A 15,122-nucleotide genomic window follows, 5' to 3' on the forward strand; every position below is an offset into this window, starting at 1 on the left:
AAGAAGGTGAAGAACATGAGATTAGATAAATTATTAGCGAATATGGGACACGGAAGTAGAAAAGAAGTAAAGAAATTACTGAAAGACGGCGTTGTGAAAATTGATGGAACGCCAGTGAAAGATGCGAAGTTTCATGTGAATATAGAAGAGCAAGAGGTTATGATTCACGGTGAAGTTGTGGAATATAAAGAGTTTGTTTATTTAATGATGCATAAACCACAAGGTGTTATTTCAGCGACAGAAGATGATAACCACGAAACAGTAATAGATTTATTAGAATTAGAAGATGCGATTTTCGATCCATTCCCTGTTGGAAGGCTCGATATTGATACAGAAGGTTTCTTATTAATCACAAATGATGGGAAGTTAACGCATCAACTATTATCTCCGAAAAAGCATGTGCCGAAAAAATATTATGCACACATTTCAGGCGTTGTAACGGAAGAGGATGTAATAGAATTCGCTAAAGGTGTTATTTTAGAAGATGGCTATGAAACGAAGCCAGGCGAACTTACAATTTTAAAAAGTGATGATATTTCCGAAATTGAGCTTGTTATTACAGAAGGAAAATTCCATCAAGTGAAGCGTATGTTTGAAGCGGTAGGAAAAAAAGTAGTGTATTTAAAGAGAACAGAGATGGGACCTTTAGTGTTAGATGAAGAGTTAGAACTTGGGCAATATCGTGAATTAACAGATGAAGAAGTAGAAATGTTAAAGACGTATCAAGTAGATAACGAAAAGTAACGCCGATTTCATAGCATAGAAAAGACCCCTTTCTAATGAGTTGGAAAGGGGTATGTATTTATTTACATACAATTATTTTTTATTATGAGGTCATTCTCACTTTCTTTCCTGTCGTTGTCCACTTGCCGCGGCAAGGGCTATACACGAGTTCATTAAACTGCAACACATTTAGATCACGTTGTATCGTTCGCGGTGTGATCCCGAACTCATCTACAAGGTCTTTCGTTGTTACCGTACCGTTTTCATTGATGTACATATAAATTGATTTAATGCGTGTTAGCATACGAGTAGTTGTAGGTTTCAAGAGAAAACCGCTCCTCTACTAGTTTTTTTGACCCCATTCAGGAAAGAAGGTCGTTACTACCATTGTACTCTACATGATAAAATTCATGCTTTAATCTACTTAAATTTTACAAAAGTTTAACAAAGATTCATATAGAAAAATATTGGAAGTTGACATTGTATATTTAGTCAGTCAACTAACTCATAAATTTCTACGTAAAACGCCAAATTCCTGCAAATTTTTTTGAGAAAATAAAAGAAAAACTAATAAGAAATATCTGAAATATTACAATTGTTCGTTATTAGGTTTTCATGTATGGCATAAGAGATTTTCGTTTGCTATGATGAAAGAGACAATATAGTGAAGGATGGATGCGTGATGTCAACGATTAATTGGACAGAAGAAGTTACAAAACGAAAAGATGATTTAATTCGTGATACACAACAATTTTTGCAAATTAAAAGTGTATGGGAAGAAGAATCTGCGAAAGAGGGCGCGCCATTTGGTGAAGGTGTAGAAAAAGCCTTATCTTTCATGTTACATAAAGGAGAAGTAGAAGGTTTCGCTTCTAAAAATTTAGAAGGGTATGCAGGTCATCTTGAAATGGGACAAGGAGAAGAATTAGTAGGTATTCTTTGTCACGTTGATGTTGTACCAGAAGGAGATGGCTGGACAACTCCTGCGTATAGTGCGGATATTCGCGACGGGAAGATTTTTGCACGCGGTGCAATTGATGATAAAGGGCCGACGATGGCAGCTTATTATGCGATGAAAATCGTTAAAGAATTAGGCTTACCTCTTTCAAAACGTGTTCGTATGATTTTAGGAACAGATGAGGAAAGCAATTGGAAGTGTGTAGATCATTATTTTAAAAATGAAGAAATGCCAACAATCGGTTTTGCGCCGGATGCAGATTTTCCAATTATCAATGCGGAAAAAGGAATTTCTGACATACAAGTTGTGCAAAGTGGTGGCGAAGAGAAGGAAGGCACATTTAAGCTTCTTTCATTTGAGTCAGGTCGTCGTTTAAATATGGTTCCTGATTTTGCAGAAGCAGTTATTACAGGAGAAGATGTAAATGCACTTACAGTAGCATATGAAGAGTATTTACAAACTGCTAAAAAAATAGGTAAAGCAATTGTAGAAGGAAATACGGTGACGTTGCAAATCAAAGGGATTTCAGCTCACGGATCTACTCCAGAAAAGGGAGAAAATGCAGGTTTATTATTGGCAAACTGCTTAACGAAAGTTTCTCTTGATGGAAAAGGGGCTTCATTTGCATCGTTTGTAACAGAAACATTTACAGGTGATATTATTGGAGAAAAAGCTGGTATTTCTTATAAAGACGATATTAGCGGCCCGTTAACAGTGAATGTTGGTCGCCTGTCTTACTCACAAGAAAACGGTGGTAATTTAGGATTAAATGTACGCTATCCAGTTACGACTAACTTTGAAGAAACGATTGCAAAGTTAAAAGAATATGTTGGTACTCATGGATTTGAAGTAGCGGATTATTCTAACTCTCGCCCGCATCACGTTGACAAAGATCATACGTTAATTCGTACTTTGCAACGCGTATATGAAGAACAAACTGGTGAAAAAGCTGAATTGTTAGCAATTGGCGGTGGTACTTATGCTCGTTCATTGAAAGCTGGCGTTGCATTTGGCCCGTTATTCCCAGGAAAAGAAGAACTTGCGCATCAAAAAGACGAGTACATTGAAATTGAAGATTTATTAAAAGCAACAGCGATTTATGCGCAAGCAATTCATGAATTAGCGAAATAATGAGAGGCCGTCCCAAAAGGTTTTTTGGGACGGTTTTCTGTTAGGAATGGGTTGCTTTTATTGTTGTATTTTGTTGTTAAGTCGATATTTCTTGTCGAAACGTCGATATAATTTCATTTATTATCGCGATCTTAACTAAGAAGAAAATAAATCTATTCAAAGGTTAGACTTTTTGGATGGTTCCCTTCTTTTTAGCTGAATGAGATAAGAAAGAAAAGCAACAATAACATAAAGGAGACGATGTAGATGGTGCCGCATTATTTTGTCGCAGTAACTTTACCACGTCATATAAAAGAAGTGCTCTCTAATTATAAAGAGGACATGAAGGATGAATTACCATTTCGCTCGTGGGTACATGAAGAAGATTATCATATTACACTTTCATTTTTAGGAAGTGCGACAGAGGAACAATTAGAAGGAATAAAGAATGGATTACAAATACTTACAGAAACAAAAGAATTATCGTTCACGTTACAAAGATTTTCAACGTTTGGCCTAGAAGAAGAGCCGCGTGTTTTTTGGGCGAAGGTAAGTGAGAATAATGATTTGGTTCAGTTGCAAAAACAAGTGCATACAATTTGTGAAGAAAATGGTTTCTCTCTAGAGACACGTCCTTATCATCCACATATTACTGTTGCGCGTAAATGGGTAGGAGAAAAAGTATTTGATCTGACAAATGTAAAAGATTTGCCCGTAACATCATTTCAAGCAGATACGATTACTTTGTATGAATCTCACGTTAAGGAAACGCCGAAGTATAAATCGATTACTGAAATAAAACTATAAACATAGAATGTATGAAAACGTTTTTTATACAGGTGAATATACTATAGGGAATAATGTGTTACTGTATAGAGCTTCGCTGATAAGAAAACCCTTATCATTTGCAGCTCGTTTCACCCCTCTATTTGCGGGCAGTAAGACTCCCACCTCAAAATTAGGATAAAGCAAAGAAGTTAGGTGGGAGATCTACTGCCCATAAAGGCCCAATTGGTGAAGGCTAATAATCAGTGGGGTAAAGCCTTCCCGCTGATTAAAGTTTCACTTTATTTTAACTTTAAGAATGATGGTGATTTTTTATGTTGAAAGTAAAACGTCCATTTGATGCCTATTTAGATGAAATGAATAAAATTACAATTTTGCTCCCGCATGCGTATGGAACAAGCCGGACATTTCGTTTACAAGAAGGAAGCAATGTGAAAGAGTTACCGATTGTTCATACTATTGCTCTTCCAGATGCAACGAAGTATGAATGTTTTATAGAAGAGCCGCTAGATGTGGGGAAGTATTATACAGTACGGGATGAACGGAATGAAGAAACAGATTTACAAATAGGCGCTGTGATTCGAACAGTAGTTTTCGATGAAAAATATTATTACGAAGGTACCGACTTAGGTGCTGTGTATAAAAAAGAAGAAACAATATTTAAAGTATGGGCTCCGACCGCAAGGCTTGCGAAAGTACGGATTTATAAAAGTGATAAAGAATATATTGATTATGAAATGTACAGAGAAGAAAACGGAGTGTGGATTCATACATTACAAGGTGATCATGATGGAGCACGATATACATTCCTTGTTTGTATTAATTTAATATGGAATGAAGCGGTTGATCCTTACGCAAAGTCAGTGACTGTAAATGGGAAATACGGCGTTGTTATCGATTTGGAAAAGACGAATGTAACAAAACGAGAGGAATTATCACCATTACAGTCAATGACAGATGCTATATTGTATGAACTGCATATTCGTGACGCTACTATTCATTCAAACAGTGGAGTGAATAAAAAGGGAACATATAAAGGATTGATGGAAGAAGAGACAACGGGACGAAATGGGACATTAACAGGATTGGCTCATATAAAAGATTTAGGCGTTACACATGTTGAACTATTACCTTTACATTGTTTTGGTGGTATAGATGAAGTGAATCCTGCTTCCGCATATAATTGGGGATATAATCCATTATATTACAATATACCAACAGGGTTTTATGTTACAAACCTTTCTGATCCGTATAACAGGATAGTAGAGTGTAAACAGCTAATTGAAACATTTCATGATCACGGCATTCGAGTGATTATAGATGTTGTATATAATCATGTTTATGAAAGAGAATTATCATCATTTGAGAAGCTTGTCCCGGGATATTATTTTCGTCATGGGGAAGATGGTATGCCTTCTAATGGGACGGGAGTTGGAAATGATATAGCATCTGAACGGAAAATGATGAGGAAATTTATTATAGAATCTGTTTTATATTGGCTTACTGAATACAATGTTGATGGATTCCGATTTGATTTAATGGGGATTTCAGATGTTGAAACGATGAATGCGTTAGAAAAAGAAGTGCGAAAAATAAAGCAGGATGCGCTGTTATTAGGTGAAGGATGGGATTTACAAACACCGCTTCCTCTTGAAGAGAAAGCGACGTTAAATAATGCGAATAAGATGCCATGTATCGCACAGTTTAATGATCAATTTCGTGATGGAGTAAAAGGAAGTACTTTTAATATAAATAAACGTGGTTTTGCATTTGGTGGGCATGTAGACTGTAATCATTTGCAGTATATAGTAGCTGGTAGCCTTTTAAGTATGAAAGAAACAGGATTGTTCCTAGAGCCAGTACAAAGCATTAACTATGTAGAATGTCATGACAATATGACGATGTGGGATAAACTAGTGCAAAGTAATCCAGAATCAGAAGAAATTTTGAAAAGGCGTCATCGCTTAGCAACTGCAATGGTTATTCTTTCACAAGGTATTCCTTTCTTACATGCGGGGCAAGAGTTTTATCGTACGAAGCAAGGAAATGAAAATAGTTATAATGCAAATGATGAAATTAATCAATTAGATTGGGATCAAAAAGAAAAAGAGATGGAGACAGTTAACTATATAAAAGGTTTAATTGCGATTCGGAAGGAGCATGGGGCATTCCGATTAAAAAGCGCTGACCTTATAAAAAAGCATATGACTTTTTTGCAAACATCAAAAGAAGCACTTGCATACCATTTGCGAGATGTAGAATCTTTCGGACCGTGGAAAGAGATTGTTGTGCTATTCAATAGCGGTTTGGAAGCTAAAACGGTGCAGCTTCCAAAAGAAGAAACGTGGCATGTGTTAGTAAACGAAAAGCAAGCAAAAATAGAGCCAATTTCTTCATTTAGAGGAAAGGAACTTCAATTGGCTCCAATTAGCACGTATATATTGACGATAATGTGACAAATCGCTACTTGACGATGAGAATGTAATAAATGTAGAATTGACAAAGGTGACGATTTTGATAAGTTGTCATTCTATGAGTGATTTTGTAAAATAAACTAGAAGAACAGGTGATTTATCCTGTTTTCGGCTTATGCCAAGTTTTTTCATTCAAATACAGTAAAATATATGAATCCACAACATGTGTAGAAATGTTGCGGTTTTTCTTTTCATAACTATAAAAGATAAGGATTTGTTAACGGGTAATGAATATGGAATGGTTGGAACAATTATTAGGAAAAGAGTGGAGTCTTATACCGGCTGGTGGAGTAACGGGCGATGCATATATTGCGCAAAACGGACAACAAAAGTTATTTTTAAAGCGGAATACATCGCCCTTTTTAGCGGTATTGTCAGCAGAAGGAATTGTTCCAAAATTACTTTGGACAAGAAGGGTAACGAACGGTGATGTAATTTCTGCTCAAAAATGGCTTCCGGGACAGAAGTTAGAGCAAGAGGATATGAAACTAGAACGTGTTGCGAAACTTTTGAAGAAAATACACTCCTCTAAAGCGCTTGTGCAGATGATTCAAAGGCTAGGAAAGCAGCCGCTTCATGGGCAAGAGTTATTACAACAACTACAGCTCGTTTTAAGAGGAGATATAAGAGTTGATGAAACAATTCAGCAAGGTCTTCAATATTTAACGGAGTCATTAAAAGATATTGAGTACAATGAATTCGTTGTATGCCATTGTGATGTAAATCATAACAATTGGATATTGTCGGATGAAGATGAATTGTTTTTAATTGATTGGGATGGGGCTGTTATTGCTGACCCAGCTTTAGATCTTGGTATGTTATTATATTGGTATATTCCGCGCCAAGAATGGAGTGAGTGGCTCGGATATTATGAGGTTGAACTAGATGAATCATTGCTTAGGCGTATGAGATGGTATGTGATAGCACAAACGATTTTATCTATTCAATGGCACACAACAAAAAAGCAGCAAGCAGAAGCGAAATATTGGCACCAATATTTACAGCAACTACTTGCTTCAGAATAATACTTAAGAAAAATTGTCCATTCCAGCAATCCACTGAGTAAGTTGTTCTTGATTATTGGAAATATGGTTGTCCAAATTAGAGGAAGATTTACCCGATTGACTATAAGAATATACATCGTTTAGCATTGCTTTAGCGTCACTACTTATACTATCGTTTGCGAGTAACGATTGAATGAGGCGCTCTAATTGCTCGCATTCAGAAACTGTCCCGCAGCAATCACTTTGATGATTGATTAAAATATCTTTTAACACTTCTAATTGATGCTGTTGATTAATTGGCATGAACGGATCATCCTTTCGAGTGTTTTTCTCTCCCTAGAAATGTAAGAGAAAAAGCTGTTTCGTCATGGAATGTTTAATGCTTTATGTAGTTTTTATCAAAATGGTACATCTTATACTTGAAAGAAACGGACCGAGTGCTCGTACGTACTTGGTTTTTTGTTTGATAGATTGATTAAAACAGAAAGAAGGAATTTTTCCTTTAAAATAGTTTTGTAAAGAGAGGGAGACATCTATGCGTTTAAGACATAAGCCTTATGCAATGGATCGAATTAATGAGTATTCACATATCGTAATTGGAAACCCAGAGGAGAGCGCTGGTAACTGGAAAGAAATATTTGGAAATGAACAGCCAATTCATATTGAAGTAGGTACAGGACGTGGCCGCTTTATGTATGATATGGCAAAAGAAAATCCGCATATTAACTATATTGGAATTGAAAAATTCACAAGTGTTGTTGTAGATGCACTTGATAAATTAATTGAAGAAGAAGTACCGAACTTAAAGTTAATTAATAAAGATGCTGAAGATTTAACAGTTTTCTTTGCGAAAGGTGAAATTGACCGCGTTTATTTAAACTTCTCAGATCCATGGCCGAAGAATCGTCATACGAAGCGTCGTTTAACGTATAAAACATTTTTACACAATTACGAAGAAGTGTTAGTAGATGGCGGAGAAATTCATTTCAAAACTGATAACCAAAGTTTATTTGAATATTCTATTATGAGTATGGCTGAGTATGGTATGTTATTAACTTACCTTAGCCTAGATCTTCATAATAGTGATTATGAAGGAAACATTATGACAGAATACGAAGAGAAATTCTCTAGTAAAGGTCATCGTATTTACCGAGTTGAAGCAAAATATCGTACGGAGCCTATGCAGTAATGCATAGGTTTTTTATATGAAAAATAATCGGAATATTATGCTAAAATTAAATAAAAAAGGGGGATTGGATATGGAACAGTTACAAATTGGAAATATAAAAGTGACGTGGCTAAAAGGTGGGAATACACATTTAGATGGAGGCGCGATGTTTGGAGTTGTGCCAAAAGTACTTTGGTCACGCAAATATAAACATAATGATACAAATCATATTTATTTACGAACAGATCCGTTACTCTTGCAAACGAAAGAAGGAAACATGCTTATTGATGCAGGGATAGGCAACGGTAAATTGAATGAGAAAATGAAGCGGAATCAAGGTGTAACAGAAGAATCATCAGTTAAGGAATCTTTAGAAAAACTTGGACTGCATACTGAAGATATTCATTACGTCTTAATGACACATCTTCATTTTGACCATGCATCTGGTTTAACAAAATGGGAGGGAAACCACCTTGTTCCGGCGTTTCCGAACGCAACGATTTATGTAAGTGAGACTGAATGGAATGAAATGAAAAATCCAAATGTTAGATCGCGTAATACATATTGGAAGGAAAATTGGGAGCCAATCGTTGATAAGATTGTTACGTTCAGACAAGAAATAGAAATTACGGATGAAATAAAAATGGCGCATACAGGTGGTCATAGTGATGGACATGCCGTTATCATTCTTGAAAGTCAAGGTGAAACGATGCTTCATTTAGCGGATATTTTACCGACGCATGCACATCAAAATGTATTGTGGGTAATGGCATACGATGATTATCCGATGACATCGATTGAACATAAACAAAAGTGGATAAAGTATGGTGCTGAAAAAGAGGCGTGGTTTACTTTTTATCATGATGCATATTACCGTGCAGTAAAGTGGAATGAGGAAGGGCATATAGTGGACAAGATAGAGAGAAAAACAATTGTAGAAGCTTAATAAGAGGAGATTGTTCAAAAATATTTGTTGGAAAGCCGCCTCTTATTATTGATCGCTATTATTATCAGATTTTTTCGGTAAATCGATATATTTAAAAAATCGTCGATATAATTTTAATTACTATCGGCGATTTTCAAAAAAAAAGAGGTTCACCTAACGGGAAACCTCCTTTTTATGCTGCTATAACTTCTAAAACAGTACCTGTTTTAGCATCAACTAAAAATTCAAATCGTTCTTGTATTTCATCTAACATCGTTGTAAGACCGCCGCGATAAACTTCGTACGCGACATCATATTTTTCAAATGTCTCTGGAACCATATGTACCCAAGAGCCAGTAATTTCACCTTTATGACTTAATGCTTGTTTCACCATTTTCAATGCTTTTTCTGAAGAAATATGGGATTGTTCTTGTACTTTGTTTGCAACGAAATAACCAGCTGCGAACCCAACGCCAAGACCTGTGACTAAACCTTTCCAGCTCATATATTCACCTCAATTCTGTAAAATAAAAATAGTGTACCAATAATAATTATAATGCAAATGCAACTAAAAAAGAAGAAACTAGAAACATTTCGAAAATTTCGTTACAATAAAAGAGGTATTCTACTAAGGTTTGAAAGAAGGGGACTTCGTGAATAAAGAGACATTACAATTATTTCGTACGTTAACAGAATTACAAGGTGCATCGGGTTTTGAACATGATGTGCGCCGTTTTATGAAGCAAGAATTAAGCAAATATGCTGATGAAATTGTGCAAGACGGTTTAGGTAGCGTATTTGGTCTGAAAAAAGGGGACGAAACTGGCCCGCGCGTTCTTGTAGCAGGTCATATGGATGAAGTAGGTTTCATGGTTACACAAATTACGAAAAATGGGATGCTTCGTTTTCAAACGTTAGGTGGCTGGTGGAGCCAAGTACTATTAGCTCAGCGTGTACAAGTTATGACGAAGAATGGCCCTGTTATTGGGGTTGTTGGTTCTATTCCGCCTCATTTATTAAGTGATGCGCAACGTGCAAAACCGATGGATATAAAAAATATGTTAATTGATATAGGTGCAGATAGTTATGAAGATGCAATTGAAATTGGCATAAAGCCAGGGCAACAAATCGTTCCAATCTGCCCATTCACGCCGATGGCAAATGAGAAGAAAATTATGGCGAAAGCTTGGGACAACCGCTATGGGTGTGGTCTTGCTATCGAATTGCTAAAAGAATTAAAAGATGAAACATTACCAAACACATTATACTCTGGTGCGACTGTACAAGAAGAAGTAGGTCTTCGCGGAGCACAAACTGCTGCAAATATGATTCAACCAGATATTTTCTATGCGCTTGATGCAAGTCCAGCAAATGATGCATCTGGTGATAAGACGCAGTTCGGTCAATTAGGAAAAGGCGCGCTTCTTCGCATTTATGACCGCACAATGATAACACATAGAGGAATGCGCGAATTCATTTTAGATACAGCAGAAACACATAACATTCCGTACCAATACTTTATTTCACAAGGTGGTACAGATGCGGGCCGTGTACATACAAGTAACTCTGGTATCCCATCAGCAGTAATTGGTGTTTGTGCACGCTACATTCATACACATGCTTCTATTTTACATGTTGATGATTATGCGGCAGCGAAGGAATTAATTACGAAGCTTGTGAGAGCGACGGACAAAACGACGTTAGAGACAATTAAGAATAACGCGTAAAGAGGAAGAAGGGCTGAAGAGCCTTTCTTTTTTTAGGTGGGAGAGAGGGCACAGCGATGAGTGGTAGTGGTTAGTGCTTAATTGGTGCTCACTCCGAATAGATAGTGAGAGTATGATCTATTTTAACGTTCGAGTCCCGAAGTTGTGAAAGTGAAAAGTTTGAATGTAGAAGGAATATGAGTGTGAATTTATATAGAGGTGAATGAAATGAAGGTAGTAGTTGGATCGAAGAATAAAACGAAGGTTGGGGCTGTGGAGAAGGTTTGGAAAGATGCTGAAATTACATCTCTTTCTGTTCCGTCAGGAGTGGCAAACCAGCCTTTCTCAGATGAAGAGACGATGCAAGGAGCAGTAAATAGGGCGAAGAGAGCGTTACAGGAAGGTGAAGCTCATATCGGCATTGGGCTAGAAGGCGGTGTTATGAAAACGGAGCATGGATTATTTATGTGTAACTGGGGTGCTTTAGCGACGATTGACGGTAAAACATTTGTAGCAGGCGGGGCACGTATTAAGTTACCAGACGATTTTTTAGCGCCTCTTGAAGAAGGAAAAGAGCTAAGTGAAGTGATGGAAGAGTTTGTAGAGCGAAAAGATATTCGTAGTCACGAAGGTGCTATCGGTATTTTTACAGATGATTATGTCGACCGAACGGAGTTATTTGTACACGTTGTTAAGTTACTTGTTGGGCAATATAAGTATGATGAAAAGCAAGCATAAACCTTGCACCATGCGCGATGTATGGTAGTATAAAGAAAAGATTATAGTGTGAAAAAAGTGCACTCGTTAGAGGAGGAAATATAGATGAAATCATTAGAAAGCATGGAACAATTCCAAGAATTAAAAAATGAAGAGAATGTAGTCTTCATGTTCTCAGCAGAATGGTGCCCAGATTGCCGTTTCGTTGATCCATTTATGCCAGAAGTAGAAGAGAAGTATAGTGATTTCTCATTTTACTATGTAGATCGTGATGAGTTTATTGATTTATGCGTGAAAGTAGACGTATTTGGCATTCCAAGCTTTGTAGCGTACAATAAAGGTGAAGAAACTGGACGCTATGTAAATAAAGATCGTAAAACACAAGAGCAAATCGAAGAGTTTATTGAAGGTTTAAAATAAGACAATTAGCCAATTGAATTGTAAAAACAACCTCTACCTTCGCGGGGGAGGTTATTTTTTTGGAAGGGAGGAAAAAGAGATGAAAATGACAAGTAAAAAGATGAAAGACGAGTTAATGAAGAAATTATCTCGACCAGAATGGGACTTTCATTATGATAGCGAGAAAGAAGTTCTTCGTATTGAACAAGCAGACTCGAAAAAAGGTATTAACGTATCACTTCCAGGAGTAGTTGCAAAATGGGAAGTGAACAAAGAAAAAGCGATTGAAGAGGTCGCTTATTACGTACAAGAAGCGCTAATTGCAATGCATAAAGAAGAAAATAGCACGGCGAAAATTTTACCTGTTATTCGCTCTACTTCTTTCCCGAAACAATCAGAAGAAGGAAATCCGTTTCTTATGACGGACCATACGGCGGAAACACGTATTTACTATGCGCTAGATTCTAATAAAACGTATCGATTAATTGATGAGCGCTTATTGCAAAAATTAGAGCTTACAGAGGAACAAGTACGTGAAATGGCATTATTTAATGCTCGCTCATTAGGTTATGAATTTAAGCAGGACACAGTAGCCGGTAATACATTCTACTTTTTAAACACAAATGATGGATACGATGCGACTCGTATTTTAAACGAATCGTTACTACACTCGATGCGTGAAAAGATCTCTGGTGATATGGTTGTTGCAGTTCCTCACCAAGATGTATTAATTATTGCTGATATCGTCAACGAAATCGGTTATGATATTATTGCACAAATGACAATGAAATTTTTTGCCGAAGGGCATGTTCCGATTACATCACTTTCATTCGTATATGAAGATGGGGACTTTGAACCAATCTTTATTTTAGCGAAGAATCGGAAGAAGACAGATGGAAAAGAGAAAGGATGAACGAAGTGAACGTTTTTTACAACCTTGAAGGAATTGGTGACACTTTAATTGTTACCTTACAAGATATTACTTTAGAAAACCGTACATTTGACCGCAAAGGAGATGTTGCTCGCGTTTATGATCGTGAAAGCAACGTAACAGGAGGATTCAACATCTTTAATGCGTCTTCTTATGTAGAAGTAACAGACAACGGAAACGTTACATTAACGAAAGAGTTTGTTGAAAAAATTAACGACATTTTAGCAAAGAACGGCTTTGAAGAAAAAGTAGAAGCTGATTTCACGCCGAAATTTGTTGTAGGCTATGTAGCTGAAAAAGAGAAGCATCCAAATGCTGATAAATTAAACATCTGTACAGTAGAAATCGGTACAGAAACATTACAAATCGTATGTGGTGCACCAAACGTTGATGCAGGACAAAAAGTTGTTATTGCAAAAATCGGTGCTGTAATGCCAAGTGGTATGTTAATTAAACCAGCTGAACTTCGCGGTGTTCCTTCTTCTGGAATGATTTGCTCTGCACGTGAATTAGAGCTTCCAGATGCTCCAGAAGAAAAAGGTATTCTTGTATTAGAAGACAGTTTTGAAGTTGGACAAGAATTTAAATTTTAATTGATATTAGAAAAGTAGCCTCGCATACGTGAGGCTACTTTTTTTTGTGCGGAATTCCTAGCATTGTAACGTTTCCTCTCAAAATCTATATTGTATTTTAAAAATAGATTAGGTAAAATTTAGAAAAAAGAAGGGGATAGACGTATGAAACAACAACCAAAAATTGCAGAACTTCTGAAACGAATTGAAACTTCAAAACAGCAAGATATCGAGTTAGGTTCCTATGAAATATATTTATTTAGCGAAGATGAATTAGAAAAAGGACAAATCGGTTACCGATATGATAAACATAAAAATTCATTAATAAGCAATGAAAGTGGAAAATGGCAGGAAGGATGGATTGTTATCGGATATGAAACGGACATGGGGGAACCTGTTTTCGTTAATGTAGATAAAGATATTTATCCTGTTTATACAGCTGAGCGCGGTACGGAAACGTGGCAACCGATTTATATCGGAAATATGGATGATATTATAAAAATACTATAAGAAAATGCTTTGAGCCCGGTGCAAAGTGATAGGAGAGAAAAATGAAGTATATAAAAATAATGTGCGCTATTGCAGTCATTGGAATATATATGGGAGGTTGTTCACAAGAACAACCGAAAAAAGAAACAACATCTTCTGTACAAGAGAAAAACAACGATAAAAAAGAAGACGCACCGGTAGAAAAGCAGAAAGAAGAACAAGAAAAGAAAGAAGAACCGCAAGCAATTCAAACGAATGAACAAGTTGAACTTAAGCAGGAGGAAGTGTCGGCCAAAGAAAAGACGGAGGAAATCCCGCCGGCGCAGACGACTGAACAGCCCGTACAAAATAATGAACAAAAAGTAGAGAGTAATGAGAAACAAGAGAAGTTTCTCGTTATTATTGATCCGGGGCATCAACAAAAAGCGAATTTAAATTTAGAGCCAATTGGTCCAGGAGCAACTACGCAAAAATATAAAGTAACAGACGGAACAACGGGAGTTGTAACGAAAAAGAGGGAATCAGTTCTTGTATTAGAGATGGCTTTTATATTGAAAGAAAAATTGGAAGCAAAAGGTATACAAGTATTGATGACAAGAACGTCACATGAGGTTGATATAAGTAATAAGGAACGAGCGACATTCGCGAATGATCATAAGGCGAATTTATTTTTACGTCTTCACGCGGACGGTTCTGAAAATCCAAACCAAAGTGGGTTCGCTGTATTGACGCCAGCGGAAGGAAATCAATATACGAAAGAAATCTATGCTGAAAGTTTTCAAGTCTCTCAAACAATTGTAAACAAAATGAGGGAAAATCATCAGGTGAAAGTAAATGTAATTAAATTTCGAGATGACCTTTCTGGATTTAATTGGTCGAAAGTACCCGGAGTACTATTAGAACTCGGATTTATGTCAAACCCAGAAGAAGACAAAAAATTATCTGACCCACAGTATGTAAATTCTTTGTTACAAAGCGTGACGGATAGTGTAGATGAATATCAGAAAAATAAAGCTTAAATTGCAGTCTTATATGGAAGGCTGCTTTTTTCTATATACAAAATACTCGTAAATTAGAATATTATGGATAAAGTTAAGATGCTTAATTTTACCTGCACTTTTTGCCGAATGCTGATACAATAAAGGTTGTTACTATTTAGT

17 protein-coding genes are annotated in these 15,122 nt (G+C 36.5%); 14 read left to right on the top strand and 3 right to left on the bottom strand.

Annotation, left to right across the window (positions count from 1 at the left end):
• Window positions 1–15: 15 nt before the first annotated feature.
• Window positions 16–744 (top strand): pseudouridine synthase, encoded by a 729-nt coding sequence (locus MKX77_RS00930; protein WP_215554450.1) that lies wholly within the window; start codon window positions 16–18, stop codon window positions 742–744.
• Window positions 745–826: 82 nt separating this feature from the next.
• Here MKX77_RS00930 and MKX77_RS00935 read toward each other — a convergent pair whose 3' ends face one another.
• Complete coding sequence (locus MKX77_RS00935; protein ID WP_000805512.1) at window positions 827–1,048, bottom strand: DeoR family transcriptional regulator; 222 nt, start codon at window positions 1,046–1,048, stop codon at window positions 827–829.
• Between the two features lie 357 nt (window positions 1,049–1,405).
• On the opposite strand from MKX77_RS00935, the gene pepV reads away from it, so the two are divergent.
• The 4 genes from pepV (at window position 1,406) to MKX77_RS00955 (ending at window position 7,076) form a co-directional block, all read left to right on the top strand.
• Window positions 1,406–2,812: a dipeptidase PepV gene (gene pepV / locus MKX77_RS00940; RefSeq protein WP_341305580.1), complete on the top strand. Its 1,407-nt coding sequence runs from the start codon at window positions 1,406–1,408 to the stop codon at window positions 2,810–2,812.
• Between the two features lie 246 nt (window positions 2,813–3,058).
• On the top strand, window positions 3,059–3,598 hold the full coding sequence (gene thpR / locus MKX77_RS00945) for an RNA 2',3'-cyclic phosphodiesterase (RefSeq protein WP_341305581.1): 540 nt from the start codon (window positions 3,059–3,061) through the stop codon (window positions 3,596–3,598).
• Window positions 3,599–3,891: 293 nt separating this feature from the next.
• On the top strand, window positions 3,892–6,033 hold the full coding sequence (gene pulA / locus MKX77_RS00950) for a type I pullulanase (protein WP_341305582.1): 2,142 nt from the start codon (window positions 3,892–3,894) through the stop codon (window positions 6,031–6,033).
• A 245-nt stretch (window positions 6,034–6,278) separates the two neighbouring features.
• A complete protein-coding gene (locus tag MKX77_RS00955; protein ID WP_341305583.1) occupies window positions 6,279–7,076 on the top strand; it encodes a phosphotransferase family protein in 798 nt (265 codons plus the stop codon).
• Between the two features lie 3 nt (window positions 7,077–7,079).
• Here MKX77_RS00955 and MKX77_RS00960 read toward each other — a convergent pair whose 3' ends face one another.
• Window positions 7,080–7,358: a YtzH-like family protein gene (locus MKX77_RS00960; protein WP_002112336.1), complete on the bottom strand. Its 279-nt coding sequence runs from the start codon at window positions 7,356–7,358 to the stop codon at window positions 7,080–7,082.
• Between the two features lie 232 nt (window positions 7,359–7,590).
• Here MKX77_RS00960 and trmB point away from each other — a divergent pair, with 232 nt between their 5' ends.
• Both trmB and MKX77_RS00970 read left to right on the top strand, forming a co-directional pair.
• Window positions 7,591–8,244, top strand: a complete 654-nt coding sequence (gene trmB, locus MKX77_RS00965) for a tRNA (guanosine(46)-N7)-methyltransferase TrmB (protein ID WP_341305584.1) — start codon at window positions 7,591–7,593, stop codon at window positions 8,242–8,244.
• Window positions 8,245–8,314: 70 nt separating this feature from the next.
• Window positions 8,315–9,169, top strand: a complete 855-nt coding sequence (locus MKX77_RS00970; protein ID WP_435868534.1) for a YtnP family quorum-quenching lactonase — start codon at window positions 8,315–8,317, stop codon at window positions 9,167–9,169.
• A gap of 172 nt (window positions 9,170–9,341) precedes the next feature.
• Here the strand turns inward: MKX77_RS00970 and MKX77_RS00975 are convergent, their stop codons facing one another.
• The gene (locus tag MKX77_RS00975; RefSeq protein WP_002112333.1) at window positions 9,342–9,653 is read right to left on the bottom strand and encodes a PepSY domain-containing protein; all 312 of its coding nucleotides are present in this window, start codon (window positions 9,651–9,653) and stop codon (window positions 9,342–9,344) included.
• A 148-nt stretch (window positions 9,654–9,801) separates the two neighbouring features.
• On the opposite strand from MKX77_RS00975, the gene MKX77_RS00980 reads away from it, so the two are divergent.
• The 7 genes from MKX77_RS00980 to MKX77_RS01010 all read left to right on the top strand — a co-directional run bounded on the left by MKX77_RS00980 (window position 9,802) and on the right by MKX77_RS01010 (window position 14,981).
• Complete coding sequence (locus MKX77_RS00980; RefSeq protein ID WP_078173974.1) at window positions 9,802–10,875, top strand: M42 family metallopeptidase; 1,074 nt, start codon at window positions 9,802–9,804, stop codon at window positions 10,873–10,875.
• Window positions 10,876–11,082: 207 nt separating this feature from the next.
• Window positions 11,083–11,592, top strand: a complete 510-nt coding sequence (locus MKX77_RS00985) for a DUF84 family protein (RefSeq protein ID WP_199708928.1) — start codon at window positions 11,083–11,085, stop codon at window positions 11,590–11,592.
• Window positions 11,593–11,676: 84 nt separating this feature from the next.
• Window positions 11,677–11,991 carry a thioredoxin family protein gene (locus tag MKX77_RS00990; RefSeq protein ID WP_002015619.1) on the top strand — a complete coding sequence of 105 codons (315 nt, stop codon included), beginning with the start codon at window positions 11,677–11,679 and terminating at the stop codon, window positions 11,989–11,991.
• A gap of 79 nt (window positions 11,992–12,070) precedes the next feature.
• Window positions 12,071–12,883, top strand: coding sequence for a DUF1444 domain-containing protein (locus MKX77_RS00995; protein WP_215554443.1), 813 nt, complete (start codon window positions 12,071–12,073; stop codon window positions 12,881–12,883).
• Window positions 12,880–13,494, top strand: a complete 615-nt coding sequence (ytpR, locus tag MKX77_RS01000) for a YtpR family tRNA-binding protein (RefSeq protein ID WP_341305585.1) — start codon at window positions 12,880–12,882, stop codon at window positions 13,492–13,494. The genes MKX77_RS00995 and ytpR overlap by 4 nt, the downstream gene beginning before the upstream one ends.
• Before the next feature lie 144 nt (window positions 13,495–13,638).
• Window positions 13,639–13,983, top strand: a complete 345-nt coding sequence (locus tag MKX77_RS01005; RefSeq protein WP_341305586.1) for a thiamine transporter — start codon at window positions 13,639–13,641, stop codon at window positions 13,981–13,983.
• Window positions 13,984–14,024: 41 nt separating this feature from the next.
• Entirely contained in the window at window positions 14,025–14,981 is a 957-nt protein-coding gene (locus MKX77_RS01010; RefSeq protein ID WP_341305587.1) for an N-acetylmuramoyl-L-alanine amidase, read from the top strand.
• Window positions 14,982–15,122 lie beyond the last annotated feature (141 nt).

Source organism: Bacillus sp. FSL R9-9410, assembly GCF_038050385.1.
Taxonomy (GTDB): domain Bacteria; phylum Bacillota; class Bacilli; order Bacillales; family Bacillaceae_G; genus Bacillus_A; species Bacillus_A cereus_U.

Coding starts and splice junctions, on each gene's coding strand:
- MKX77_RS00930 (WP_215554450.1), top strand. CDS start 16: ATGAGATTAGATAAATTATTAGCGAATATGGGACACGGAAGTAGAAAA.
- pulA (WP_341305582.1), top strand. CDS start 3,892: ATGTTGAAAGTAAAACGTCCATTTGATGCCTATTTAGATGAAATGAAT.
- pepV (WP_341305580.1), top strand. CDS start 1,406: ATGTCAACGATTAATTGGACAGAAGAAGTTACAAAACGAAAAGATGAT.
- MKX77_RS01005 (WP_341305586.1), top strand. CDS start 13,639: ATGAAACAACAACCAAAAATTGCAGAACTTCTGAAACGAATTGAAACT.
- MKX77_RS00990 (WP_002015619.1), top strand. CDS start 11,677: ATGAAATCATTAGAAAGCATGGAACAATTCCAAGAATTAAAAAATGAA.
- thpR (WP_341305581.1), top strand. CDS start 3,059: ATGGTGCCGCATTATTTTGTCGCAGTAACTTTACCACGTCATATAAAA.
- MKX77_RS00970 (WP_435868534.1), top strand. CDS start 8,315: ATGGAACAGTTACAAATTGGAAATATAAAAGTGACGTGGCTAAAAGGT.
- MKX77_RS00985 (WP_199708928.1), top strand. CDS start 11,083: ATGAAGGTAGTAGTTGGATCGAAGAATAAAACGAAGGTTGGGGCTGTG.
- MKX77_RS00960 (WP_002112336.1), bottom strand. CDS start 7,358: ATGCCAATTAATCAACAGCATCAATTAGAAGTGTTAAAAGATATTTTA.
- MKX77_RS01010 (WP_341305587.1), top strand. CDS start 14,025: ATGAAGTATATAAAAATAATGTGCGCTATTGCAGTCATTGGAATATAT.
- MKX77_RS00995 (WP_215554443.1), top strand. CDS start 12,071: ATGAAAATGACAAGTAAAAAGATGAAAGACGAGTTAATGAAGAAATTA.
- ytpR (WP_341305585.1), top strand. CDS start 12,880: ATGAACGAAGTGAACGTTTTTTACAACCTTGAAGGAATTGGTGACACT.
- MKX77_RS00955 (WP_341305583.1), top strand. CDS start 6,279: ATGAATATGGAATGGTTGGAACAATTATTAGGAAAAGAGTGGAGTCTT.
- trmB (WP_341305584.1), top strand. CDS start 7,591: ATGCGTTTAAGACATAAGCCTTATGCAATGGATCGAATTAATGAGTAT.
- MKX77_RS00975 (WP_002112333.1), bottom strand. CDS start 9,653: ATGAGCTGGAAAGGTTTAGTCACAGGTCTTGGCGTTGGGTTCGCAGCT.